Annotated in this window: 19 protein-coding genes, 1 tRNA gene and 4 pseudogenes; 8 read left to right on the forward strand and 16 right to left on the reverse strand. The window is 68.8% G+C overall.

Annotated features, from left to right (window positions below):
• Window positions 1-235 precede the first annotated feature (235 nt).
• The gene (locus StrepF001_RS19900; RefSeq protein WP_129799568.1) at window positions 236-700 is read right to left on the reverse strand and encodes a GatB/YqeY domain-containing protein; all 465 of its coding nucleotides are present in this window, start codon (window positions 698-700) and stop codon (window positions 236-238) included.
• Between the two features lie 94 nt (window positions 701-794).
• Here StrepF001_RS19900 and StrepF001_RS19905 point away from each other — a divergent pair, with 94 nt between their 5' ends.
• From StrepF001_RS19905 to StrepF001_RS19920, 4 genes are all read left to right on the forward strand, one after another.
• A complete protein-coding gene (locus StrepF001_RS19905; RefSeq protein ID WP_129799569.1) occupies window positions 795-1,721 on the forward strand; it encodes a metallophosphoesterase in 927 nt (308 codons plus the stop codon).
• 191 nt (window positions 1,722-1,912) lie between these two features.
• A complete protein-coding gene (locus tag StrepF001_RS19910) occupies window positions 1,913-2,707 on the forward strand; it encodes a Pr6Pr family membrane protein (RefSeq protein ID WP_129799570.1) in 795 nt (264 codons plus the stop codon).
• A 34-nt stretch (window positions 2,708-2,741) separates the two neighbouring features.
• Window positions 2,742-2,815 (forward strand) — tRNA-Pro (locus StrepF001_RS19915).
• A 561-nt stretch (window positions 2,816-3,376) separates the two neighbouring features.
• Window positions 3,377-6,643 carry a type ISP restriction/modification enzyme gene (locus StrepF001_RS19920; protein ID WP_165396307.1) on the forward strand — a complete coding sequence of 1,089 codons (3,267 nt, stop codon included), beginning with the start codon at window positions 3,377-3,379 and terminating at the stop codon, window positions 6,641-6,643.
• Window positions 6,644-6,727: 84 nt separating this feature from the next.
• Here StrepF001_RS19920 and StrepF001_RS19925 read toward each other — a convergent pair whose 3' ends face one another.
• From StrepF001_RS19925 to StrepF001_RS19950, 6 genes and pseudogenes are all read right to left on the reverse strand, one after another.
• Window positions 6,728-7,870, reverse strand: coding sequence for a hypothetical protein (locus StrepF001_RS19925; protein WP_129799572.1), 1,143 nt, complete (start codon window positions 7,868-7,870; stop codon window positions 6,728-6,730).
• Window positions 7,871-7,995: 125 nt separating this feature from the next.
• A complete protein-coding gene (locus StrepF001_RS19930; protein WP_129799573.1) occupies window positions 7,996-8,448 on the reverse strand; it encodes a DUF5615 family PIN-like protein in 453 nt (150 codons plus the stop codon).
• Window positions 8,445-9,086, reverse strand: coding sequence for a DUF433 domain-containing protein (locus tag StrepF001_RS19935; RefSeq protein WP_129799574.1), 642 nt, complete (start codon window positions 9,084-9,086; stop codon window positions 8,445-8,447). The genes StrepF001_RS19930 and StrepF001_RS19935 overlap by 4 nt, the downstream gene beginning before the upstream one ends.
• A 119-nt stretch (window positions 9,087-9,205) precedes the next feature.
• A pseudogene (locus StrepF001_RS19940) lies at window positions 9,206-10,722 on the reverse strand (LacI family DNA-binding transcriptional regulator).
• A 39-nt stretch (window positions 10,723-10,761) separates the two neighbouring features.
• Entirely contained in the window at window positions 10,762-11,088 is a 327-nt protein-coding gene (locus StrepF001_RS48070; protein WP_129799631.1) for a helix-turn-helix domain-containing protein, read from the reverse strand.
• A 110-nt stretch (window positions 11,089-11,198) separates the two neighbouring features.
• Window positions 11,199-11,456 (reverse strand): helix-turn-helix transcriptional regulator, encoded by a 258-nt coding sequence (locus StrepF001_RS19950; protein ID WP_129799575.1) that lies wholly within the window; start codon window positions 11,454-11,456, stop codon window positions 11,199-11,201.
• A 504-nt stretch (window positions 11,457-11,960) separates the two neighbouring features.
• Between StrepF001_RS19950 and StrepF001_RS19955 the strand changes: the two genes are divergently transcribed.
• A complete protein-coding gene (locus tag StrepF001_RS19955; protein WP_129799576.1) occupies window positions 11,961-12,149 on the forward strand; it encodes a hypothetical protein in 189 nt (62 codons plus the stop codon).
• 12 nt (window positions 12,150-12,161) lie between these two features.
• Here the strand turns inward: StrepF001_RS19955 and StrepF001_RS19960 are convergent, their stop codons facing one another.
• The 5 genes and pseudogenes from StrepF001_RS19960 to StrepF001_RS19980 form a co-directional block, all read right to left on the reverse strand.
• Window positions 12,162-12,707, reverse strand: a complete 546-nt coding sequence (locus StrepF001_RS19960; protein WP_240797585.1) for a Crp/Fnr family transcriptional regulator — start codon at window positions 12,705-12,707, stop codon at window positions 12,162-12,164.
• Between the two features lie 484 nt (window positions 12,708-13,191).
• Window positions 13,192-13,599, reverse strand: a complete 408-nt coding sequence (locus StrepF001_RS19965; RefSeq protein WP_129799577.1) for a PIN domain nuclease — start codon at window positions 13,597-13,599, stop codon at window positions 13,192-13,194.
• Complete coding sequence (locus tag StrepF001_RS19970) at window positions 13,596-13,823, reverse strand: type II toxin-antitoxin system VapB family antitoxin (RefSeq protein ID WP_129799578.1); 228 nt, start codon at window positions 13,821-13,823, stop codon at window positions 13,596-13,598. Before StrepF001_RS19970 ends, StrepF001_RS19965 begins: the two co-directional genes overlap by 4 nt.
• Window positions 13,824-14,310: 487 nt before the next feature.
• A pseudogene (locus StrepF001_RS48075) lies at window positions 14,311-14,403 on the reverse strand (DDE endonuclease); the annotation flags it as partial.
• A 257-nt stretch (window positions 14,404-14,660) separates the two neighbouring features.
• Window positions 14,661-15,402: pseudogene (locus StrepF001_RS19980) on the reverse strand (transposase family protein).
• A gap of 137 nt (window positions 15,403-15,539) precedes the next feature.
• Here StrepF001_RS19980 and StrepF001_RS19985 point away from each other — a divergent pair.
• Window positions 15,540-16,130, forward strand: a complete 591-nt coding sequence (locus StrepF001_RS19985) for a flavodoxin family protein (RefSeq protein WP_129799579.1) — start codon at window positions 15,540-15,542, stop codon at window positions 16,128-16,130.
• 456 nt (window positions 16,131-16,586) lie between these two features.
• Here the strand turns inward: StrepF001_RS19985 and StrepF001_RS19995 are convergent, their stop codons facing one another.
• Window positions 16,587-17,576: an NAD(P)-dependent alcohol dehydrogenase gene (locus StrepF001_RS19995; RefSeq protein WP_129799581.1), complete on the reverse strand. Its 990-nt coding sequence runs from the start codon at window positions 17,574-17,576 to the stop codon at window positions 16,587-16,589.
• Window positions 17,577-17,827: 251 nt separating this feature from the next.
• On the reverse strand, window positions 17,828-18,529 hold the full coding sequence (locus tag StrepF001_RS20000) for a TetR/AcrR family transcriptional regulator C-terminal domain-containing protein (protein ID WP_129799632.1): 702 nt from the start codon (window positions 18,527-18,529) through the stop codon (window positions 17,828-17,830).
• A gap of 224 nt (window positions 18,530-18,753) precedes the next feature.
• Here StrepF001_RS20000 and StrepF001_RS20005 point away from each other — a divergent pair, with 224 nt between their 5' ends.
• Both StrepF001_RS20005 and StrepF001_RS20010 read left to right on the forward strand, forming a co-directional pair.
• Window positions 18,754-19,803, forward strand: coding sequence for an aldo/keto reductase (locus tag StrepF001_RS20005; protein WP_129799582.1), 1,050 nt, complete (start codon window positions 18,754-18,756; stop codon window positions 19,801-19,803).
• Between the two features lie 124 nt (window positions 19,804-19,927).
• Window positions 19,928-23,081 (forward strand): annotated as a pseudogene (locus StrepF001_RS20010) (BTAD domain-containing putative transcriptional regulator).
• Here the strand turns inward: StrepF001_RS20010 and StrepF001_RS20015 are convergent.
• Together StrepF001_RS20015 and StrepF001_RS20020 are read right to left on the reverse strand one after the other, a co-directional pair.
• Entirely contained in the window at window positions 23,059-23,853 is a 795-nt protein-coding gene (locus tag StrepF001_RS20015) for an ABC transporter permease (protein ID WP_129799583.1), read from the reverse strand. The pseudogene StrepF001_RS20010 and the gene StrepF001_RS20015 sit on opposite strands and share 23 nt — an antisense overlap.
• Complete coding sequence (locus StrepF001_RS20020; protein ID WP_129799584.1) at window positions 23,850-24,830, reverse strand: ATP-binding cassette domain-containing protein; 981 nt, start codon at window positions 24,828-24,830, stop codon at window positions 23,850-23,852. Before StrepF001_RS20020 ends, StrepF001_RS20015 begins: the two co-directional genes overlap by 4 nt.
• Window positions 24,831-25,225 lie beyond the last annotated feature (395 nt).

Below are 25,225 nucleotides of genomic sequence, written 5' to 3' on the forward strand. Positions count from 1 at the left end.
CGGCGACCCGGACCTGAAGGGAACGGCCGTGACGGCGTCGCTGAGATCACTCCATCGCGGGTCCGGCGAGGATCGCCCTTCAAGATCCGCGCCTGAGGCGAGACGCCCGGCCTGAGGAACAGGCGTCTCGTCGGCACGGCACAGCCGCCCCGGCCCAGTCGGCCACCGCTGAAAGCCCCGAGGCCCGATCCACCGTCGCTCGCCGTCCGAGAGTGCTCTCGGACAGCGAGCGTACTCAGCCGGCCAGCAGCTTCTTGACCGCGGCGGCGACCCGGCCGCCCTCGGCCTGCCCGGCCACCTTGGGGTTCACGATCTTCATCACGGCACCCATGGCCCGCGGCCCCTCCGCGCCAGCCGCCTTCGCCTCCTCGACCGCCTGGGCGACGATCCGGTTCAGCTCCTCGTCGGACAGCTGCTTGGGCAGATACGCGGCGAGCACTTCACCCTCCGCCTTCTCCCGCTCCGCCTGCTCGGGGCGACCGCCCTGCGCAAAGGCGTCGGCGGCCTCGCGCCGCTTCTTCGCCTCGCGGGTGATCACCTTCGTGACCTCATCGTCGGAGAGCTCGCGCTTCTCCTTGCCCGCGACCTCCTCCTTGGTGATCGCGGCGAGCGTCAGCCGGAGCGTCGAGGAGCGGAGCTCGTCGCGCTCCTTGATCGCGGCGTTGAGGTCTTCGTGCAGCTTCGACTTGAGCGTGGTCATGGGCTCGATTGTCGCAGGTGTGGGCGGCCGGACGCCTGTTGATTTAAGGGACGGCCGGGCACGTTGCCCGGGCCCGGTCTGACACGATGGGGGCATGCGCGCGCGATACGGAGTACCCCTCGGCATCACGGCGGTCGCGGCCGCCGGTCTCCTCTACTCGGCCGGGTTCGAGGCCCGTTCCTTCCGCCTGCGACGGATCACCGTCCCGGTACTGCCCGAGGGCATGCGCCCGCTGCGTGTGCTGCACGTCTCCGACATCCACATGGTCAGCGGGCAGCGCAAGAAGCAGCGCTGGCTGCGCTCGCTGGCCGGGCTGCGCCCCGACTTCGTGATCAACACGGGCGACAACCTCTCGGACCCGGAGGGCGTGCCGGAGGTACTGGACGCGCTCGGGCCGCTGCTGGACTTCCCGGGCGCGTACGTCTTCGGTTCCAACGACTACTACGGCCCGACGCTGCGCAACCCCGCCCGCTATCTGATCGAAAAAGCACAGGGCCGCCACGGCCTGAACGGCAACGCGCCCGCCGTCGGCGTGGTCCACAACCCGTGGGAGGACCTGCGGGACGGTTTCGACGCGGCGGGCTGGCTGAACCTGACGAACACCCGGGGCACGCTGAAGGTCGACGGCGTCTCGGTGGAACTGACGGGCGTGGACGACCCGCACATCAAGCGGGACCGCTACGCGCAGGTCGCCGGCGGCCCCTCGGGGACCGCCGACTTCTCCATGGGCGTGGTCCATGCCCCGTACCTGCGCAGCCTGGACGCCTTCACAGCCGACGCCTACCCCCTGATCCTGGCCGGCCACACCCACGGCGGCCAGCTCTGCCTCCCCTTCTACGGCGCCTTCGTCACCAACTGCGACCTGGACACCGACCGCGTGAAGGGCCTGTCGACGCACACGGTGGAGGACCGCACCGCCTTCCTGCACGTCTCAGCAGGCTGCGGCACCAGCCGCTACACGCCGGTCCGCTTCGCCTGCCCACCGGAGGCGACGTTGCTGACGCTGGTGGGGCGGGAGTAGGTCGAGGCGTAGCAGGGCGGGCGGGTGCCCCACGTAGGCGCCGGGCGGGTGCCCCACGTATGGGCCGGGCGGGTGCCCCACGTATGGGCCAGGCGGCGGAGTAACCCACACCTCACACGGCACCGGGCGGCGGAGTAACCCACACAGGCCACCCACAATGCCCCATTTGCCCGATCTGCTTAGCGTGAGGCATGACCGCCCCGATACCCAGGGACATCCCGGACCTCCCCGCGATCCCAGGCATGCCCGCGCTGCCGCCCTCCCCCGTCCCCGCCACGGCGGTGGTGGCGCCCGCACCCCGCCCCCTGACGGCCGTCTTCCGCCTGTTGACCGCGCTGGCGGCAACCACCGGCGTGACGATCCACCTGCTCCTCGGCAGCCCACCCCGGGTCCTGAGTCACTTCACGATCCAGAGCAGCATCCTGCTGGCGCTGGTCTTCACCCTCTCCACCCGCCGGTCCTGGACCGCCCGCCGCCCGTTACCGGCCACCCTGACCGGCGCGACCCTCCTCTACGTCACGAGCGCGGCGCTGGTGCACCACCTGCTCCTGGCGAACGAGACGAGCCCCTTCGCGATGCCGGCCTCGATCACCGGTGACACCACCCCGACGCTCCTGCAGAACATCGCCGACCACACCCTCCACACGGCGGTCCCGATCGCCGCCCTGCTGGACTGGCTGCTCCTGACCACCCCCGGCCGCCTGCGCCTCCGCCAGGCGAGCGGGTGGCTCCTCTACCCCCTGGCCTACCTGGCCTTCTCCTTCGCCCGAGGCGAGTTCCTGCTCCCCGGCGCCCCCGGCCGCTACCTCTACTCCTTCCTCGACGTCGACCGGCACGGCTACAAGGGCGTCCTCGGCAACGCCCTCCTCCTCGGCCTCTCCGTCTACGCCGCGGCCGTCCTCCTCATCGCCCTCGACCACGCCCGCCCGAACCCCATCCGTCACCGCGCGAAAACCGGATTTCGTCTCCAGCCACCGGTGGGCTAAAGTAAACGTCGTCGCCGCGACAAGCGGCGGCGATCGGGGTGTAGCGCAGCTTGGCAGCGCGCTTCGTTCGGGACGAAGAGGTCGTGGGTTCAAATCCCGCCACCCCGACAGTGAAGTACCAGGTCAGGGGCCAGATCCAGCAAGTGGATCTGGCCCCTGACGGGTTTCTGGAGATCGTTTGGGAGAAATCTGGGAGAAGATCTTGGTCGGGGTCTCCCAGCGGGCAGCGGCCGCACTCACCTGATCGCTGCGTCACCACATCCCTCACCTGTGCGCCTTCGTGAACTAGGCAGTGCGCTCCGGAGTCGTGCCGCTGATTCGTCTCGGCAATCCGGCTGAACACCAGACGCCCCCTGGACAGCGCCCGCCGCCTCGCGACGGCCTTGACCTGGCGCATCCAACGTCTCAGCTCCAGTCCGACATGGGCGCATATTGCGCGCATACGCGCCTCCATGCGCCCTCGCATGCACCCTCCTTGCGCCCCGTGCTCCCCTCCTACGGTCATGGAACAGCGAGGGCCGGAATGAAGTCCGACCCCGACGGGAGCAAGGTGCGGCAGATAGCCGCACCGACCAGACGTCGGCCGGATCTGCCCGCCTTGGGGGATGGGGCGGTATGAGTGCCCGACGCAGGATCCATGACAGCTTCGAGCAAGCAATCCAAGCCGCCGTGTCCACGTTTGGAGCGGAGGTCACGCCGAAGCTGAGAGGCAGCGGGTGGCAGGAGGACCAGCTCCGGGGGCCGCTGGAGAACATGATCCGGTCCGTGTGCCGTGGCCTCGGTCTGGACGTCACGCTCATTGGCGAGGTTCCGCTCGTCGACATGGGAGCCCGTCCTGACTATGCGGTTGAGGTCGGCGGCGCTCTCGTCGGTTACATCGAGCTCAAGAAGCCGGGCACTCAGGCCGACCCGTCCGTCTACACAGGCCGCAACGCCGAGCAGTGGGCGAAACTGCGGCTGCTCAACAACGTACTGCTCTGTGACGGTAACGAGTTCTCTGTCCACCAGCAGGGCGAGCAGGTTGGCGAAGTGGCCTACCTGCGCGGCTCGGTCCTCACCTCCGGAGCCCGGCTTGCTCCCGCCGACGGGGCGCTTGCCCGAGTGCTGTACGACTTCCTTACCTGGGAGCCGCAGACACCCCGCACCACGAGCCAGCTCATCCGAGCAGTCGCTGGACTCTGCCAACTTCTGTCGGAAGAGGTCGGTGAGGCGATCGCGCAGGAAAAGAGCCGACGGCGTCCGCCAGCGTTTACGAAACTGGCCAAGGACTGGCGGCACTTGCTGTTCCCGGAGGCGACCGACGCCGAGTTCGTCGAACAGTACGGTCAAGCCGTCGTGTTCGCCCTTCTGCTCGCTCGGGTAGAGGAGATCACCTTCGAGGGCGAGACCATGCACAGTATCGCCACGAAGCTGGGCAAGAAGCACTCGCTGATGGGCCAGGCGCTGGACGCCCTTGCCGGAGACTCGGTCGCTGGACTGTCCACCACGCTCAACACGCTGCTCCGTGTCATCGGCGCGGTCAGATGGGACGTGCTGGATGACGGAACGGGCGACGCCTACTTCCTGCTCTACGAGCACTTCCTTCACATCTACGACCCTGAGCTGCGGATACGCACCGGCTCGTACTACACACCGCGTGGTGTCGTCTCGGCCATGGCCAGGCTGGTCGAGGACGTCCTGAGACGGGAGGGATTCCGCATCCCGTCCGGCTTCGCTTCTCCCGATGTGGTTCTTGTCGATCCGGCCATGGGCACCGGCACCTTCCTGTTGTCGGCGCTGGAGCTCGCTGCCGAGACCATCGCCGACGAAGAGGGCCCGGGCGCGGTGGGCCCACGCCTGCGAGAGATGGTGGGGCGTCGGCTGGTCGGCTTCGAGATGCAGGTCGGTCCGTTCGCAGTCGCAGAACTACGTATGCACGCCATGCTCAAGCAGTACGGGTCCGCGGCCCCCTCCCAGGGACTCAGGCTGCTGGTGGCTGATGCCCTGGACAGCCCGACAGCCGAGTTCAACTGGATCCCCCATACCTACCGGGCGCTCGCCGAATCCCGCCGCCAGGCCAACCAGGTCAAGCGGGATGAGCGCGTCATGGTCGTCATGGGCAACCCGCCTCACGACGCTGTGAGTCGTGGCGCCGGCAAGTGGGTGGAACGAGGGGAGCCCGAGGCGGACATCCCCGCCCCGCTGGGGGCCTTCCGGCAACCCGGTAACGGCAGGTACGAGTCGAAGATCGCCAACTTGTACGTCTATTTCTGGCGCTGGGCTACCTGGAAGGTCTTCGACGCACACGACGACGCGCCATTCGGTGTGGTCGCGCTGATCACACCGAAGGCATGGCTTAAGGGGCGGGCGTTCGCCGGAATGCGGCGCTACCTGCGGGAAACCGCCGACGAGGGCTGGATCATCGACCTGTCGCCGGAGGGCCACCGCGCGGATGTCGCGACCCGCGTCTTCCCTGAGGTCGCCCAGGAGCTGTGCATCGCGATCTTCGTACGATGGCGGGACAGCCCCAGACCGCGGACAGATCGGCAGACCGCAGAGGTAAGACACCTCAAGGTCAGCGGACGCCGCGACGAGAAGATCGAACGCCTGACGACCCTCAGGCTCGACGACCCCGAATGGCGCGTGTGCGCCACGGGCGAGACAGATGCCTTCCTGCCACCTGGCAGCGACCTGTGGGAGTCCTGCCCGCAATTGAGAGACCTGATGCCGTGGTCGTCCCGTGGCGTCACCCCGGGGCGCATGTGGGTCTATGCACCGGACAAGGACACGCTCCACAAACGCTGGCGACGCTTTGTCGCCGCGGACACCGAGCGGCGTGCCGAGATGCTCGGAGACTCGGGAGAGCGAACGACTGATGACAAGGTCCCGCCCCTGCCGGGGGTCGAATCTCATGGACGGACAACACTCGCCACCGAGCACAGGACAAACGCTCAAACGGTACGCATCGGATTCCGGTCGTTCGACCGGCAATATGTCCTGCCGGACAGCCGACTGATGGAACGCGGCAGAGCGGACCTCTGGCGAGTCCGCAGCGACCGCCAGATCTACACCATCGAGCAGAACGCCCACCCGGTGATCAACGGGCCAGCACTGGTCTTCAGCGCCCTCATTCCCGATATGCACTACTTCAACAACCGCAGTGGTTGCGCCCGTCCTCTCTACCGGAACGCCGCCGGTACGCTGCCCAACGTCACGCCCGGTCTGCTCCCCCTGCTCTCCGGGCGGCTCGGCGTACCAGTCGTCGCAGAAGATCTGCTTGCCTACATCGCCGCGATCGCGTCCCACCCGGAGTACACAGCGCGATTCCAGGAAGACCTCGAAGTCCCGGGCGCCCGGATACCCCTCACCGCTGACCAATACGTGTGGGAGCGGGCCGTTGCCATCGGCCAGCGAGTCCTGTGGCTGCACACCTACGGCGAGCGGTACGCCGACGAGACGGCCGGGAGGCCGTACGGCAGGGTGTTGCTGCCACACGACCGCCCCCGATGCGTCGCGGAGATTCCGGACGATGCGGAAGCTATGCCGGAGAAGCTGGCGTACGACCCCGTGACACAGGACCTGTGGGTCGGCAGTGGACGGATCAGTCCGGTGCCTCGCGCGGTCCGGGAGTACGAAGTGTCCGGGATGAACGTTCTCGACAAGTGGTTTGGCTACCGCCGAAGGAATCCTGCCGGCAAGCGACGCCTCGAACTGGACCATGAGGTCGCTCGACGCTGGCTTCCCTCATGGACCACGGAACTGCTGGAGCTGCTGAACGTCCTCGGCCTGCTCGTGCGGGAGGAGCCGGCACAGGCCGACCTCTTCAACGAAGTGTGCGCGGGCCCACTGATCACGGTGACGGACCTGACCACAGCGGGCATCCTTCCCGTGCCCACAGAGGCAACCAAGGCGCTGAAGGCGACATCGGACGCGGGCGACGCACTATTCGACCTGTGAGCGAAGCAAGGGCTCGTCTCCACTGCCGTGCTGGCGGCTCCGTCAGAACCAGGCTGAGTGAGGATCCTCAGGCAGCAGGACAACTCACTGCGCTGCCCCCTCGGGTTCGTCCGCCGCGGACGGGTGGACGTACCTGCCCTCGTTGAACGGAGTGAACCACGCCTTGAACGCCATGGGCGCGACTCCAAGAGCCGCCCCGACGGTGCTCTCGTCAATCCCGTCCATGGAGTCGTCGTAGAGCCACTCGTGGTCCATGTCCTCGTAGACGTTGTCAGCGAACGCGTCGAGAGCGGCCGAGACGCCGTCGTCGAGCAGCCCGTAGGTCTCCAGGGTCACGTTCGTCTCATTCAGCAGCAGCTTCAGCGCGAGTTCCTCGGCGACGCAGCTCAGCTGCTGGAAGCTGCCGTCCGTGAAGCGGGTGGTCATGGCGATCACCGTGACCAGGAAGCGGCGGGCGAAACGGGCGTCGTACTGGAGGGCGTAGCGCTCGGGAAGGTCCTCGAAGTGCCACAGGGGCCCGTCGCATTCCGCAGCGGTGGTCTCCTCTTCCGTCAGGGTCTGCACGTCTTGGAACAGCTCGTCCACCAAGATGTCCGTCGCGTACACCAGGGCGCCGGCAGCGAGTTCGGCGTCCTCCGGCGAGACGGCGAATTCGTTGTCACCGTCTTCTTCCTCGTCGTCTTCGTCGTCTAGGACGCCGAACATCACGGGCGGGAAGGAGCGCAGCTCGTCTGCCAGTGCGAGCATCTGACCGCGTACTGCCTCGGCTTTCGCCTCGGCGTCGTAGCCCTCTTTGTCGTCTTCGGCCGCGGGACGCTCGGTATGCCGGGCCTTACGGTCAGCCGGATCAGCGGGCGGGGCATCGGGACCGTCGGCGGCGGCGAGACTCTCCTGAGCGAGCTCCGGGTGCAGTTCTACCTCGCATCGCTCGATCTGCCAGTCAGCCAACAGCTCTGACCGTTCCAGCAGTTCGCCCACGACCGACCGCACCGCCTCCTCGGCGAATTCCAGGGCCGGCGCATCAACGAACACTTTCAGAATCGCTCCGCCCGGGTAGACGGCCACGATGCTGTCGAGGAGATCGACTTCCATGCCGTCGGGGCCCTCGATGACCTCGACCGAGTCGAAGCCGTCCTCGATGAGCGCCACGGCGCCGGCACGCTGAAGTGGGTCCATCTCCGGAGTGCCCTCCGGAATGTGGGCGTCCACGGTCACTACGTATGTCACGCATCCGATCCTGGCAGGGATATCCCAGGCGACGGGGAGGAATCCGTTCAATCACGAGCACTATGCATCGAGCCTGAGCGTCGGCCCGGCTGATGCCGGCAGCGCAGCCGTCGTACAGGCCGTGCTCAGCGACCTGGCCAGTGCTTCGGCGGCTCAACAGCAGGGTCCGTGACCTGCAATCGGCTCCGTCGGGAGGGATCGACGGCCGTAAGGGAAACGAGTCGCTGCCCGTCTGCCTCCTCCAGCTCGGCCAGAGCGTGCGGAAGCGCCGCACATACAGTGGCTATAGCGGTGCCGAGGCCGACCAGGCCGCCGTGCTTGTTGTTCTGGCGGTACTGGATGCGGTGGAGGCCCGACCGCGCGATCGCCTCGACTTCCATGGGCCGGCTCAGTTGCTTGACGTCGTTGGTGATGATCGCTTGGAAGCCCTCTGCCTTGGCCTTTGCATACAGCTCGATGTCCTTCGTGCCGGCCCAACCCGCCAGTTCGTGCACGTGCACCACGTCGTGTGCGGTCAGCAGGATGCGCACGATGCCGACCATCGGTCTGGGGACGTTCTCGTCGAGCAGCAGCTTCAAGCGGCGACCTGCCGAGAGCCATCAACGTAGCTGTCCACGTAGTCGCTGAAATCGACCGCGTCGCGTGCAGCTGCAGCGCTGACCCCTGGATAGAAGTCGCTGACCCGGTCCGGGGGGACGCCGTCCCTGACCAGGGCTGCTACCTCTGCCGCTGGAATCCGTGTGCCTTCGATGACCGGCTCACCGCCGCGCACCGCGGAGTCGACGGCGACGTGGTCGCGTGGTTTCAGCAGGTCGGGGATGTGACGGCCGTCCTTGTAGAAGGGCGCGAGCACATCAACCAACTGGTGGATGACCACGTTCCCGCCCCTGATGAGATCGACTGCCTGCTCGGGCTCCGCCAGATAGATCGTGTCCGGCCCCGCGACGAGAGCGTAGGCGGACAGGTGCTCCCGCTCCCCCAGGTCCTCCCTGAGGGTGTCCACGGCCCTGCGGATCTTCTGCAGCGACGTCTCCTTGCGGAGCTTCACGCAGGCGCGCAGGGCCACCACGTCACGGAAGGAGTACAGGATCGGGCGCGAGTCAGAGATCTCCGGCACGAGGAGCGCGCCCTGCTTGCCGGAAGATCGGCGCCAGTGGGAGAGCTGCCGCAGCGTGGCGCCGGAAAGGGCCGCGGCGAGCTTGGGCTCATACGACACCGCGTTCCTCCTCTCCGCCCCCATCGGATCTTTGGTGACCGTACTCCATTCTCGTGCCTTCCGCCGAGATCGGAAAAGACGGGCTCCGTTCGAGGTAATCGGAGCCCGTCTCCCGACCATCAGGCCATCGCCGTGGCACGAGCGCGCAGCAGCCGATCGAGTACGGCGACCGGCGAGCGCGGGTGCAGGTTCCGACGGACCTCGAGCGCTGCTTCCCACTGCTCGGTCAGGCCGGCCTTGAGACGCTCACGCATGCCAGGGGTCACGTGGGCGTAGCGAGCCGAGACCGAGCCGTCGATGTGGCCCATGCGCTCGTCCATCAGCACCTTCTCGGTGCCGAGGTCCTCCATGTGCGTGCGGTGGGAATGGCGCAGGCCATGCGGGGTGAGCCCCCTGGCGATGGGCAGCCAGCAAGCGTCGGCCCGGCCTTGGGCGTTGCGGCCACGGACCGGGACACCGGGCCAGGGATCGCCGAGCAGCGGGACCGGGCGGGCCTCCTGGGGTGCCTTCTTCGGGTACCAGCCGGAGGTGGCGGGCGCGAACAGCCAGGTGGCGAAGCCGTTACGGCGCCAGTGAGCGGCGTTCTCCGTCGGGGTGCCGCCACGGACGAAGTTCAGCTCGGCGATGGCGAGTTCGACGCGGGCGCGAGTGTCCTCCCGTACGCGTTCGGGGTGGTTGAGGACGTTGGACACGGTGCCGGTGGAGACGCCTGCGCGGCGGGCGACGTCCACCAGCTTGGCACCGGTGCGGCCGCCGGTGCGGGCGGTGCCCTGGCCGCGGAAGACGTAGCGCTTGCCGTGGCAGGGCATGGCGTCGGTTTCGTACGGGCGATGTGGTCGGCGACCAGGGCTGACAGCCAGTCCGTCGCGTCGATGGTGCGGTAGCTGTCGTCCTTGGGCGGGCAGCGGATCAGCTGGCCCGAGTCCAGTTCGTACAGCTGGTGTTCCACGCGTATGGCGCCGGGCCGGGCGAACTCGGTCTCCAAGCCGACGATTTCGCCCCACCGCATCCCCGTGTAGCCCTTGAGGATCACGGCGACGAACTCGTCGTCGCGGCCGGACAGCAGGGCTGCGCGTTCGGCGATGAGGAGCAGGCCGAGCGGGTCGGTGATGACCTTCTCGGGGCCTCGGTCGCGGGAGCGGCCGGCGCGTTTGCCGCGCCCGCGCCGCTTGGCTGCAGGGTTGGACGCGATGAGGCCCTCGTCCACGGCGTCTTCCAGGATGAGGTGGAGCGTCGAGCGCCACGTCTTGACGCTGGATGCCGCGTAGGCAGCCTTCTCGCGCTTGTCCCAGGTGTCCACGTCCGTGCGGAGGATGCCGGCGAGGGCCTTGTCCTCGAACTCGGGGAGCAGGTGCTCCTCGATGTGGCGGCGGTAGTTCTGCATGGTGGACGCAGCCAGGTCCTGGGCGTCGTACCAGCGGCTGGCGTACTCGCCGAAGGTCTCCTGTCCGGCCGCCGGATCGCGCCAGGTGCCGCGCCGGACCTTGGCCTCTTCCTCGTCCGCGGCCCGCTTGGCCTCCCGCTTGGTGGCGAACTTGACCACCGCGCCCGTCGGGTCGACGACGGTGCCGTACTTGCCCTCGCTGACCTTGTATCTACCGCGCCAGTAACTGCCGCGCTTCTCGGCGAAGCCCACGCCTCGCATCCCCTCCTTTCTCGGATGTGCCGGGTACGGCTACGCGGCAGTGCCGTACTGGGACCTGCGGGGCGGTCGGGCTCTGAGACGTGGGGCGGAGGACGTTGAGGGCCGCGTCTGCCGAGTCGGACGCGACGGCGTCATAGCCGACTCGGACGGACTGGCCGGTGACGGCGTCCTCTGGGCCCGCTGTGGCGCCGGCTCCTCGTGGATGCGGATGATCTCGGCGAGGTGGTCCGCGGTGAATCGGTAGGCGCGGCCGACTCGCGTATGCGGTATCAGACGCCGGCGCGCGCGGTCCTTGACCCACCAGGCCGAGCAGCCGAGAGTCTCGGCGATCTCCTCGGGGCGGTAGAGACGGGGCAGGGCGGCTTCGCCATCCGTTCGGTGTGGAAGGCGTGCGAGGGCAGGGGCATCGAGGGGTGGGGTCCTTACTCGGTGGAGGATGCTCGATCAGCGGCGGTGGGTGGCCCGTCTCAGGTGGTGCTCGGTCCCTCCAGCAGCACGAGGGGTGAGACGAGTAGTGCTTCGGCGATCGCGACGAGGTCGTCGACGTCGCAACGCCGCTGGGCACGTTCGATTCGGGACAGCATCGTGTTGGACATCGGACGGCCGAGGGCCGTGACGCGGTCGGCCAACTGACGCCGGGCGAGACCGCGTTCGGTGCGGAGGATTTCGATGGTGTGGGCGGTCCGTATTCCTGCCGGACCCATTTCCAGAGAACGTGCTGCCATAGCTCCAGTTGTAGCGTGCATTCCCCGGTTTGGTTAACCGGGGATCGTCGGCTATGTTGCGCCCGCTTGGTCAGCGAGCAAGGGGAAATTCCAGTCCCCCACTCTGATGTCGCGTGACCTCGCACAGACACCTCGAAGTGCTTCTGACGTGGGGTGTTGTGTTGCAGCTTCGCCGTCGCCAGCACGTCAACGGCTTCCCGATGTGATGCTTCTGGCTCGGCCGGCAGGGCAACTATTTGGTCAACCGGCGATCGTGCCCTACGGTTTTGGCCCCGCCCGCTACCAGCCTGATTCCCTGCGGCCTTTCTGCCGTGAGAGATTGCGCCGGATCGGGCTGGACTTGCGCGGCCCGGGTGTGGCTATGTTGACAACACCCCCGGAAAACGCAGTCGGTTCGCGGCGCACCCCGCGCCAACATCCCGACCCCTCCATTCGAATCCCGCCCCGACCGACGGTGAGCCGTGGTGTCCGCCCACAGGCCGCCGAGTGAGGACCGCCCCGCTCTTGGCACGAATCCGCACCATCAAGCCCGAAGCCTTCGTCTCCGAGTCCCTGGCCACCGTCTCCTTGACCGCGGAACGCACCTTCCTCGGCCTGCTCACCCAAGCCGACGACCAGGGCCGCCTCTGGGCAGGCCATAGGCAGACACTGCCCACGAAGTGCGTGCCCGAGAGGCTAGGAGAGAGCACGTGATGTGATCCCGTATCAATACGGGTTGTCGGCAACGACTTTGGCGAATTCAAGCAGTTTCGGAACGTCACAGATGGTTATGTTTCGGTAACTGCGTTCGACTAGTCCCCTGGCTGCCAGAGCGGCCAGATTCTTTTCGGCCGTGTTGAGAGCCAGGCCGGCCAGCGACGCGAGTTCCTTCTGAGTGAGCGTCACACCGAGGTCGCACCGCTTGCCGTCGCCGTCCGGCACGGGCTGGGCGTAGGCCTGACTCAACTCGGCCAGGACCCGGGCCAGCCGGGTCAGCGAGTCGTATGCCTGGAAATCGATCCGGCGCCGGTTGGCCCAGCGCAGCCGGGCGCAAAGCATGTGGAGGATGGCCCGCATGGCGTCCGGGTGACGGGTGAGGAAGGTTTCCAGCGCCCGCACCTGGATTATCCGGGCGGTCACGTCACTGCACGCGACCACCGTGCCGGACCTTGGGCGCTCCTCGAAGGCCGCCATCTCGCCGACCAGGTCACCCGCTATGCGGACGGCGAGCAGCATGTCGTAGCCGCTCTCTGCGCTGGCGACGACCTTCACGACACCACTCGTAATCAATAGGACGTGCCGGCTCTCGTCGCCCTGCTGCAGCAGGGCTGCGATGCGGCGAATAGGTGATCGCGGTGCCCTGCCCAAGCAGTTCTTCACGTGTCGTATTCCGCAACCGGCCGAGAAAAGTGGACGGCGGCCACGCGTGATTCACCAGAACCCCCGACGGTCTCACTCCGCGGCGCAGCGCGCCGTTCAAGTGCCTCACCATGCTGCCGTCGAGCCGTGTTCCGACAAACAGACAGAACGGCATCTGGCCTAAATTCTCGCTTCACGGCCGGAATTAACCGAATGGGCGTTCTTTGCAAGAACAACCGGTCTGGCTTTCGCCTGGGCCGACTGCCACGCCCTGCTCATCACCGCGCATCAGCGTTCGGCGATCCAACCGTGCTCGATGAGAGCCTGGAAGGTGCGCCATCGAGACGGCGAAGGTCGGGACGCCTGCGGTGGCTGTGGATCTCGGGGAGCTGACCGGCTACTTGAGGTCGATCATTCGGACCGGCTGCCCGGTGGTGCGGGCGATCGTTTCGAAGTCGCGGTCGTAGTGCAGCAGCGTGAGTCCTGCTTCTTCCGCGGCTGCGGCCACGAGGAGGTCGACGGCTCCGGCACTGCGATGCTCACCCTTGGCGGTGAGCTCGCGCTGGACGACGCGGGCGCGCCGGTAGATGCCGTCGGGCATGGGGCACCAGGTGAATTGGTTCAGCCGTTCCTGGATCGCCTCGCGGTCTTTCGCGGAACGTGCGGAATAGAGGATTTCCAGTTCGGTGAGGTCGCACAGAGCGATCAGCCCGGCGCCCATCCGCTGTTCCCACTCTTCGGTTACCTGACGCAGCAGAACACGAGCCAGGGCTGACGTATCGATGAGGTGGTCGGCAACGCTCACCGGGCGGAACCACTCCGATAGTTGCGCTTGTCCAGGAGGAGTTCGACATCGAGGGCGCCGTCATCCGCGAGATCCTGCAGTTCATGCAGGGCGCGCAGGCGTCGGTTGCGGGCGACGATCTCACGTAGGGCGGTGTTGATGGTGTCCCGCTTCGTGGAAGTGCCCAGCTCCTTCGCTGCGGCTTCCAGGGCGTCGTCGTCGAGATCGATGACGGTTCTGCTCATGAACCCCACCTCCATATACACCGAATAGTGTATCACTATACATGATCAAATGTATCATTGGGTGACGGCGTCGCAGCCTCGGCCGTAGACTGCGAACGGCCGTCGCGTCGAAGGGCGTTACGACGGGCCGCGGAGTGCGGTCCGTGTCAGCGGGATTCCGAGATCCTCACCGTACGACTCTGGGAGCCATTTGGGAGCCGATCCGCTCCCCAAACCCTCCCGACCCCCTGCGAGACCCATCGACACCAAGGCCTTGACCAGCGGAAACGCTGGACTGGCAGGTGCCGATCCCACCCGAGCCTGATTCGGGACGAAGAGGTCGTGGGTTCAAATCCCGCCACCCCGACGCTGGTCAGTAGGGCCATTCGCATGATCGCGAATGGCCCTACCGGCCTTGAATGCGTGGTGTCGTCATGGTGGCTCGCGCTGGAGGTCCGTGCCGGTGAGGCAACCGTCGAGGACGTCGGGCGGTACTGGAGCCGGCGCAGTCCCGGACCAGCACGATGGGGCCGCCGAGCCGGTCGTGGGCGATCTGGATCAGGTCGCGGTAATCCTTCCAGGAGAAGCTCTTGCGCCCGTCGGGACATGCGTCGGGGTACGCCGCAGGTGGTGCGGTCCGCGCCTCTGGTCCAAAAGCAGATGACGTGACTGTGCCTGTCAGTCCAACCCCCCTCCGTCAGGCAGCGACAAGGGTGCTTATTCCTGCAAATCCCCTTATCGGTGTCACGGAGACGGAGGCTGCACGGTCTGGTTGGTACAGGTCGACTCCGAGCCGTCACGCGGATGATCGTCGACCTCCTGGCTCCCGGAGGGAGCCGGCCGACCCACTGAGCCCTTTCAGCGTTGACGCTCCAGGGTGAGGACGGCCTTGGCGATTGACGTCATTCGATTCGGGCTGCATCGCGCCTTGCGGAAGATCTTCCAGGTCTTCAGGCGGGCCGGTCCGCGTTCGACGGCTGCCCGGGTCCGCGACAGCGCTCGGTTGACGGTCTGCTGGGTCGGGGTCAGCTCGCCTCCGGGAGGGCGCCGTCGTGGGGTGGTGACCCAGGAACCGGCCCCGATGTAGGCGCAGTCGGCCAGGATCGGAACGCCCTGACGTTCGCAGATCCGGATGATCCTGGGTGCGGCGCGTCAGGTCGTGGTGCGTCGGGCAGGGCCGGGAGATCCACAGCAGTCGTCCGTCCGGGTCGCTCACCAGCTGCAGGTTCACTCCGTGCCGGCGGTGCTTGGCGGAGTAGTCGCTGCGGCTGTCGCCGACCCGGTCGCACTCGGCGAGCGTGCCGTCGACCAGCACGTAGTCCGGGTCCGCCTCCCGTAGGGCTTTCAGCAGGCCCGGTGCCCGCTCGGCGAGCAGGCTGACGGCGGCCGAGGTGTAGGCGTGGGCCGTGCCGACCGAGATCTGGAAGGCCTCGGCGATCTGTGCCAGGGGCTCGTGCTTGCGCAGGTAGACCAGAGCGACCAGCGCACGCTGGGACGGACGGAGTTTGCAGCGGCGGTCACCCTCACGGGTGACGATGAGCATCGTGAGCCACTCGACGAGAGCGTGCGGCAGGTCGAGTACGGCAGGATGGGGAACCAACAGGGCTCCAGCGCTGATGAATTGAGACTTCGAACACCTCCCTCAACAGCACCGGGGCCCTGTCGGTTTCGCACCCGCAGCCCGTCACCCGATCGGTGGCCACCCTGAAAGGGCTCACTGCCAGGAAGAGAACATTTATGACCACCCCCGCTGTCGCGATCGCCTACCACTCCGGCTACGGCCACACGACCGTCCTCGCCGAGGCCGTGCGCGGCGGCGCCGTGGAGGCCGGAGCCGTCGTCCACCTGATCAAGGTCGACGAGATCACCGACGAGCAGTGGGAGCTGCTCGACGCCTCCGACGCGATCGTCTTCGGTTCGCCGACCTACATGGGCACGGCTTCCGGTGCCTTCCACCAGTTTGCCGAGACCACCTCCAAGCGCTGGTCCGTCCACTCGTGGAAGGACAAGCTCGCCGCCGGATTCAGCAACTCCGGTGCGAAGAGCGGCGACAAGCTCCACACGCTCCAGTACTTCTCCATCCTGGCGGCCCAGCACGGCATGACCTGGGTCAACCTCGGACTGCACCCGGGCTGGAACAGCTCCACCGCCTCCGAGGACGACCTCAACCGCCTCGGCTTCTACCTCGGCGCGGGCGCCCAGACCCACACCGACCACGGCCCCGGCGAGGTCCACAAGGCCGATATAGCCACCGCCGAGCACCTCGGCCGCCGCATCGCCGAGCAGGCCCGCATCTACGCCGCCGGACGCGCGGCCGTCGGCGCCTGAGCCAACGGCCGCCCCGCCTGCCCCGAGGGCGCGCTGCGTCTGTCGGCAGCACGGTGCCCAGGCCGGGAATTCATGCAGCCGGTACACCCTCGGGTGTGCCGGCTGCTCCACATCCGCACACCTCGAAGCCGACGCTGGAGCCGGCGCGTGCGCTGGACGCAGTCCTCGGTGCGGACAACTTGCTGGTGGAACCATGGCCGTACGTGTACGTGGGTGGTGCTCGACGAAGCGGTCATCAGGCGTCCGATCGGCGGGCGCGATGTAATGCGGTCCGGCGCTGTGCTTCGAAGCCGCCTCCTGGGCTGTCTTCATAGGCGAGTTGAAGGGCGGGCAGCACCGTCCCTGAGGTGGCCGGCCCCGGCCGCCCTCCGCCTTCCGGGCTCACCGGGCCCTTGTCCGCGAGAGTCGGCGGGCAGCTGACCTCCTCAAAGAACTGGCCTCGGCAGGAAACCCACGTCACGGCACGGTGACCACGGCCTTGCCGCGGGCGTGGCCCTGTTCCACATGGCGTACGCCCTCGGCCGCGTCGGCCAGCGCGTAGGTCCGGTCGACCACCGGGGTGAGCCGGCCGGCCTCGATGAGTGCGGTGACGGCGAGCAGGTCCTCGTGGGTCGGCCCGGCCGGCGCCGTCGGGAGGATCACGCGGAGCTGCTGCCGGGCGAACGTGTTGACCGCCATCAGTCTCAGCATGGAGCCCATCGCCCCGAACAGGTGGCCGGGCGAGCCGCCGCCGTTCGCCACCAGGGTCCCTGTCGGGGTGAGCGCCTGGCGCAGCCCGCTCAGCGGGCGATTGCCCACGTTGTCCAGGATGACGTCGTAGAGTCCGCGTCCGTCGGTGAAGTCCTCGCGGGTGTAGTCGATGACGTGCGCGGCGCCCAGGGAGCGCACCAGCTCGACGTTACGGGCGCTGCACACCCCGGTGACCTCCGCGCCGAGGGCCGCGGCGATCTGCACGGCGAACGTGCCCACGCCGCCGCCGGCCCCGTTGACCAGCACCCGCTGCCCGGCCTGCACCTGACCCACGGTCCGGATGCCGCGCAGGGCGGTCACCGCCCCCATCGGCACGGCCGCGGCCTGCTCGAAGGTCAGGCTCGCGGGCTTGGGCACCAGCAGGTCCGCGGTGGTGCGCGCGTACTCGGCGAAGGAGCCCGGGCAGAAGCCCAGCACCTCGTCGCCGGGCTGGAGGCCGCGCACGTCGGCGCCGACCGCCTCCACCTGGCCGGCCGCGTCGATCCCGGCCACCCGGGACTTCGGCCGGGTCAGCCCCACACCTCCCGTCAGCCGCGCCATGAACGGGTCGCCGCGCATCATGTGCCAGTCGTAGGGGTTGACTGCGGCGGCGTGCACCCGCACCAGCACCTCGTTGGCTCCGACCTCGGGACGGTCGGTGTCCGCCAGTTGCAGGATGTCCGGCGGGCCGAACCGGTCCTGAACGATCGCCTTCATCGGGTTCCCCCATCACCTCGTGATCGGCTGCTGCTCGCTGCCTTCGCTGGGTACGGCACCGGCCGGCCGCGAGCATCGGGTGTACGGCGTACACCTGTGATGGTAGGTGTACGCCGTACACCCGACAAGGAGTGCAGAGGACCGAGTTCGAGGCGTGCCACGCGGGCGGGAATCACCGCAGGTGAGAACGCAGGCCGACCTCGCGACGACTGAAGGCCTCAGGCAGGTACTGGCGGTCCTTCACCGGTGAATCAGGTCGTGCCCCGGAGCCGCTCCAGGCCGTCCAGCGTCAGATCCAGAGCGAACTCGAACTCGAACTGGTCGTCGCAGCCCGAGCCGACGACGGACTCCTCGTCGTGGGCGACCGCCATGGCCAGTTCGGTGATGTGGGGGTAGCGCGCGGCCATCTCCTCGGGCGGCAGCGCGTCCGGATCCGGCTCGCGGTCAGGGGTGTCCTCGAACAGCTCCTGGGAGAAGCCCAGCAGGCGGCTGCCCATGACGTGCATCGCGTGATGGACCAGGTCGATCGAGAACCCGCCGGCCCGGAAGATCCCGATCATCGAGTCCAGGTACTCCATCAGCGCAGGGGTCGGGGCGGCCCGCGCCTTCATCCGTGCCTCGATGACCCCGGACGCCCAAGGGTGACGCAGCAGCATGCGGCGGGCCGACAGCACCCGCAGGCGGATGACGGTCTTCCAGTCGGTGTCGGTGGCCGGTGGGTCGATCTCGCCGACGAGGAGGTCGATCATGCCGTCCAGCAGCTCGTTCTTGTTGGCCACGTGCTTGTACAGCGCCATGGGCACGACGCCGAGCACCTGCGCGATCTTCCGCATGCTGAGCGCGTCGACCCCGCCTTCGTCGGCCAGAGCGACGGCGGTGTCCAGAACCCGCTCCTTGCTCAAGGGGGCGCGAGGCTGCCGGACGGCGTTGGCCTGCCTGGTGATCTCCACCATCCCCTCTCGTACGGACCAGATCCGGAGCCGGCCACCCTCCCGGGACAGGTGTACAGCGTCCACCTACGGTACCCCCGCCAGGGAGGGCAACCGGCCGGCGCTTCTCCACGCGGCCCGCCAGGCCGCTGCGCAGGGGCTCGGTGTCAGGCCGTGCTTGCCCTGGACCGGACTCCAACTCGTAAGGTCGCAGCATTCCCAACAGGCTGTCGTCCAAGGAGAGTTGCATGCGCCACCGCGTTCTGGGCGGGACCGGCATCGAGGTCAGCTCCTACTGCCTCGGCACGATGATGTTCGGTTTCGTCGGCAATGCCGACCACGACGACTGCGTCCGGATCATCCATGCCGCGCTCGACGAGGGGATCAACTTCGTCGACACCGCCGACATGTACTCGGCCGGGGAGTCGGAGACCGTCGTCGGCAAGGCGCTGAAGGGCCGCCGCGACGACGTGGTCCTGGCGACCAAGGTCCACTTCCCCATGGGGGACGGCCCCAACCGGGGCGGCAACTCGCGGCGTTGGATCGTCCGGGAGGTGGAGGACAGCCTGCGGCGGCTGGGAACGGACTGGATCGACCTGTACCAGGTGCACCGGCCGGACCACACCACCGACATCGAGGAGACGCTCTCCGCCCTGACCGACCTTGTGCGGCAGGGCAAGATCAGAGCCTTCGGCTGTTCCACGTTCCCCGCCGAAGAGATCGTCGAGGCGTACCACGTGGCCGACCGCCGTGGGCTCCACCGCTTCCGTACCGAGCAGCCGCCCTACTCGCTGCTGGCCCGCGGTGTCGAGAGGCATGTGCTGCCGGTGGCGCAGCGCCTGGGCATGGGGGTGCTGACCTGGAGCCCGCTGGCCTCGGGGTTCCTGACCGGCCGCTACCGCAAGGGCCGGGCGCTCGATCTGAGCAGCGGACGCCCCACCCTGCACCCGGACCGCTTCGATCCGTCGGCGCCGCTCACCGCCGCGAAGCTGGAGGCCGTCGAGCAGCTCGTCGCCGTCGCCGAGGAAGTGGGCTGCTCGCTGCCGGAGTTGGCCGTCGCCTTCCCGCTCACGCATCCGGCCGTCACGTCCGTGATCATCGGCCCGCGCACGATGGAGCAACTGCGGAGCACGCTCAAGGGCGCGTCCGTGGTGCTGGACGACGCCGTCCTCGACCGGATCGACGAGATCGTGCCGCCCGGAACCGACGTCTATCCGCCAGACGGCGTCTGGACCCCGCCGTCGCTCACCACACCGGCGCTGCGACGACGCACGGTCGAGTCCAGGACCGCCGCCTGAAACAGGCAGCCCCCTGAAGCAGGCAACCCCGGCGGCGCCTGGCGATGCGTCCCCACCTCCTCAGGCGTTCGGCGAGGACGCCGGCTCACAGGTGCGTCGGCGCGCCGCTGGCTAGTCTGCATGCGTGACGACCGAGTTGGCCCTGCTGTCCCAAGTCGCCCACCGTGGACGGGAGATCACCGCGCCCCGGCTGCGTGGGCTGTTGGCGTTGCTTGCGGAGGATCTGCGTACCGGGTGCAGTACGGGTCGGCTGGTGGAGGGGCTGTGGCCGGACGGCATGCCGGAGCGGCCGGGCAAGGCGGTGCAGGTGCTGGTGTCGCGGCTCAGGGCGCAACTGGGTGCCGATCTGGTCGTGAGCACACCGACGGGGTATCGGCTGGCGCTGGACGAGACGCAGGTCGACTGTTCCGCGCTGCTGTTGTACGAGGCGGCGAGCGCCGAGCGGGCGAGGGCGAGGGATCACGCGGGCGCCTTGGCGCAGGCCGAGGCCGGCTTGGCGTTGTGGGACGGGAGCGTGGGCGCCGGGGCGGGAGAGGACCTGCACGATCCGGTGGTGGCGCTGCGTGCCGACCGGGTGCGGGTGTTCCGTTCGCTGGTCCGGTCGCGGGCGCTCGCGCTGGCCCGGGTGGGGCGGCGGGAGGAGGCGACGGCACCGCTGGCCGGGCTGGCATCGGCGCTGCCCCGGGACGAGGAGGTACTCGCGGAACTGCTGCGCTGTGAGGCGGCCACCGCGGGCCGGGCCGCGGCGCTGACCCGGTACGACGCCTATCGCCGCGGGCTGCGCGATGAGTTGGGTACCGATCCGGGGCCCGGGCTCAGGTCCGTGTACCAGGAGTTGCTGAGCGCGGATGTGGCGCCGGTCCGCCACGGGGTGCCACACGAGCCGAACCCTCTGCTGGGGCGGGACGCCGACGTCGCTGCCGTGGCCGGGCTGCTGCGCGAGGTCCGAGTGGTCACCGTCGTCGGGCGGGCGGCTGGGCAAGACCCGCCTCGCTCATGCGGTGAGCCGTGCGGCCGAGCAACCGGTGGTCCACTTCGTCACCCTGGCCGGTGTCATCGCCGACGACGACGTGGCCGGTGAAGTGGCCTCGGCCGTCGGTGCAGGGGAGGGGCGGCAGTTCGCGGGCGGCACGGACGCGGTGTCCGGCATCGTGGCCGCGCTGGGCTCGGGGCCCGTACTGCTCGTGCTGGACAACTGCGAGCAGGTGATCCGGGGCGCGGCCGACCTCGTGCAGGCCCTGGTGTCGCGGTCGAAGGGGCTGCGGATCCTGGCCACCAGCCGGGCCCCGCTGGGGCTGACCTCGGAGTCGGTGTACGCGCTGCCGGAGCTGTCCCTGGCGACCTCCGTCGAGCTCTTCGAGCAGCGGGCGCGGGCGGCGAGGCCCGGTGTGGACCTACCCGCCGACCGGGTGGCCCAGATCTGCCGGCATCTGGACGGGCTGCCGCTGGCCGTGGAACTCGCCGCGGCCCGGGTGCGGGTGCTGTCCGTGGCCGACATCTCGCGCCGGCTCCAGGACCGCTTCACCCTGCTGCGCGGCGGCGCCCGCGACACCCCCGAGCGGCATCGCACGCTGCGGGCGGTGGTCGAGTGGAGCTGGAATCTGCTGGAGCCCGACGGCCGGGCGGCGATGCGGGCGCTGTCGGTGTTCCCGGGCGGCTTCACCGAGGACGCGGCTCAGTATGTGCTCGGCGAGGCGGGGGACGCGCTGTTCCTGCTGGAGCAACTGGCCGACCAGTCCCTGATCAAGGTGGACGACAGTCCTTCCGGGGTGCGCTTCCACATGCTGGAGACGCTGCGGGAGTTCAGCGCCGACCGGCGGGCGGAGGCGGGCGAGGAGGAGACGGTGACCGACCGGTTCCTGTCCTGGGCCCGCGATTTCGGCCGCGCCCACCACGATGTGCTGTTCAGCGGCGACCCGTTGCCCGCCTGGCGCCGGATGCGGGCCGAGCAGGACAACCTCGTCCTGGCACTGCGGCACGCGCTGCACCGTGACGACGGGCCGGCCATCGCGGCCGTCACCGCCGTGCTGTCCTCGTTGTGGGCCACCGACTCCAACTTCGCCCGGCTCGCCGCCCTCGCCGCCGAGACCGCCGGGCCCCTGTCCCATTTCCGCCCCGGACCCGGGAACCCCGAGGACGTGGAGCCGGCCCGCAGCGCGGCGGCCGTGTGTGCCGCCAGTCTCTTCATGGGCTTCGGCCCGCACGCCGTACGCCAGCTCGTCACGCTGCGCCGCCTGCCGCCCGCCCGGCCGGACACCCTGCCCCGGGCGATGGGGGTCGTGCTGTGCGCCGTCCCGGACATACGCCCGCCCGAATACGCGCTGCTGCAGGAGCTCTGCGAAGCCGACGAGCCCATGCTGGCGGGCGTCGCGGCCGGCGTCGCCAGCTACGTATGGGAATCCGAGCACCAGACGGAGCGCGCGCTGGAGTGCGCCCGGCGGATGCTCGACGCGCTGGAACCCCTGGGTAATCCGGCCATGCGGCTGCTCGGGCATGGACGGATCAGTGAGTTGTGCCTGCAGTCCGGGCGGGGCGCGGAGGCGTACGACCATCTGCGGGCCGCGCGGGACGAGCTCAGCGAGTTCGGCGCCTGGTTCGACCTGGCCGGCATCGGCTGGGGGCTGGTGCTGGCCTGTCTGCACCGCGGGGAGATCGACGAGGCGGAGTACTGGCTGGGGCTCACGGCCCTGGACCAGCAGCCGGAGGCCGCCCAGATCTACACGCCCGATCATCCGGCCCGGGCGGAGATCGCGCTGGCCCGGGGGCTGACCGAGGTCGGGCTCGGGCTGTGGCGGCAGGCTGTGGAGGGGATGCGGGAGGCCAGCCTGCTGTATGCCGACGATCCGTTCATGGAGCCGTGGTTGCTTCAGATGCAGTCGGCCGCGGTGGCGGCGCACGCGCAGCACGGCCGGCTGGAGCCGGTGGCGAAGCTGGCCGGGGAACTGCGGGAGCGGCTGCTGCAGATGCTGTCCGGCCCGTCGGGCTCCTCCGGTGACCGGGCTCCGGTGGAACTGCCGGTGTACGGCACGGTCCTGCTCGCCCTCGGTTTCGCCGGGCTCGCCCGGGGCGATACGGCGGCCGTGCGGCTGGTGGCGCTGGCGGAACGGATGCCGGTGGTACGGGAGTTCCCCACTCTCTCCCTGGCCCGGTCCCGGCAGGCGGCGGAGAACGCCGACAGAGCGGCGTACGCCGACGCGGAGTCGGAGTACGCCGCCCTGGGGCGGGAGGAACTGCGGGCAGCGGCGCTGCGCGAACTCACTGCCGCGGCTCGCGGTTGAACAGGGACCTGGACCACCAGTAGCCCAGCAGGCTCAGGCCCAGGCACCAGGCCAGGGTGAGGACGGCGTTCTTGGTGCCGATCTCGGTGCCCATGAGGAGGCCGCGCAGGGTCTCGATGGCGGGTGAGAAGGGCTGGTACTCGGCGAACCAGCGGAACCAGCCCGGCATGGCGTCCACCGGCACGAACGCGCTGCCCAGGAGCGGCAGGATCATCAGGGGCTGGGCGAGGTTGCTGGCCCCCTCGGCATTGGGGGACGCCAGGCCCATGCCGACCGCGAGCCAGATCAGCGCCACGCTGACCAGCACCAGCAGCCCCGCCGCCGCGAGCCACTCCAGCGGCGTCGCATCGGGCCGGAAGCCGATGGCCACCCCGACGCCCAGCACCACGGCCAGCGCCATCAGCGACTGGATCACGCTGCCGGCCACATGGCCGATCAGCACGGAGGTACGCGAGATCGCCATGGTGCGGAACCGGGCGATGATGCCCTCGGTCATGTCCATGGCCACGGAGACCGCGGTGCCGATCGCGATCCCGCCGATGGTCATGAGCAGGATGCCGGGGACGACGTAGGCGATGTACTCGGAGCGGTCCGCGGTGCCGCCGTTGATGCCGGCGCTCATCACATTGCCGAAGACGTACACGAACAGCAGCAGCAGGATGACCGGGGTGAGGAGGAGGTTGAGGGTGAGGGAGGGGTAGCGGCGGGCGTGCAGGAGGTTGCGCCGCAGCATGGTGAGGTTGTCGCGGAGGGCGTGAGTGGCAGCGCTCATCGGACGGTCTCCTTGGCGGTGGTCTGCGTGGACTGGGCGGGTACGGGGCTGCCGGTCAGGGCGAAGAACACGTCGTCGAGGTCGGGGGTGTGCACGGACAGCTCGTCGGCCTCGACGCCGGCGGCGTCGAGCCAGTCGAGAATGGCGCGCAGCTCGCGCTGGCTGCCCCCGCTGGGGATCTGCAGGGTGAGCGTCTCGTCGTCGCGTGTCGTCTCGCGCAGGGCGGTCGCCGCCTGTTCGTACGCCACCGGGTCGGAGAAGCGCAGCCGCACGTGACCGCCGGAGACGAGCCGCTTGAGTTCCTCGGCACTGCCCTGGGCGACGAGCTTGCCGCCGTTGAGCACCGCGATCCGGTCGGCGAGCTCGTCGGCCTCCTCCAGGTACTGGGTGGTGAGGAAGACGGTGGTGCCGCCGGAGACCAGTTCGCGGATGATCTGCCACATGGTGTGGCGGGAGCGCGGGTCGAGGCCGGTGGTCGGCTCGTCGAGGAAGATGATCCGCGGGTTGCCCACCAGGGTCATGGCGATGTCGAGGCGGCGCTTCATGCCGCCGGAGTAGGTGGAGGCGGGCTTCTTCGCAGCCTCCGTGAGGTCGAAGCGCTCCAGCAACTCCGCGGTCACCCGCCGGCCCTCGCTGCGGGAGAGGTGGTGCAGGTCGGCCATCAGGAGCATGTTCTCCTCGCCGGTGATCAGCCCGTCCACGGCGGAGAACTGCCCGGTGACACCGATGGCGGCCCGTACCGCCTGGGCCTCTGCGGTGAGATCGTGCCCGGCGATCCGCGCCTGTCCGCCGTCGGCGGAGATCAGCGTGGACAGGATGTTGACCGCCGTGGTCTTGCCGGCGCCGTTCGGCCCGAGGAGGGAGAAGATCGTGCCGGCGGGCACCTGGATGTCGATGCCGTCGAGGACGGTCTTGTCCCCGTAGGACTTGCGCAACCCGGTGGCTACGATCGCGAGTTCGTGCTCTGTCGTCGTCATGCCGCAGAGCTTGCGGCCGGAGCGGTTCAGAACGCTTTCAAGCCGGTTTCAGCGCCCTGGAGCAGACTTCAGAGCGTTGAAACTTGCAGGTCAGGGCACATTGATGCACCTGGGCTCAGGCACGGCGGATCGCTTGGTCACCGGGCCCTGGTACGGGGCGGCCGCCGACCCTGGCCTGCCGAAATGGGCCGAGGCGCGACCGCCGCACGGGCGATTTCGCAAGCGGCGCCGGATGGTGCCTCGGGGAGCCGCACCGGTGGCTGCTGGTCGGCGATAGCACAGGCACGGTGATCACGCTCGTGCTGAGCAGCGCTCTGTACCGGGCGTTCTGCCCTGGTGGACCGGCCGCAGACGTGGTGTGCTGGGAGTTGACGGGAAGGACCCGATTCGAGACG

Origin of the sequence: Streptomyces sp. F001, assembly GCF_004187715.1 — a bacterium.
GTDB lineage: Bacteria > Actinomycetota > Actinomycetes > Streptomycetales > Streptomycetaceae > Streptomyces > Streptomyces flavusporus.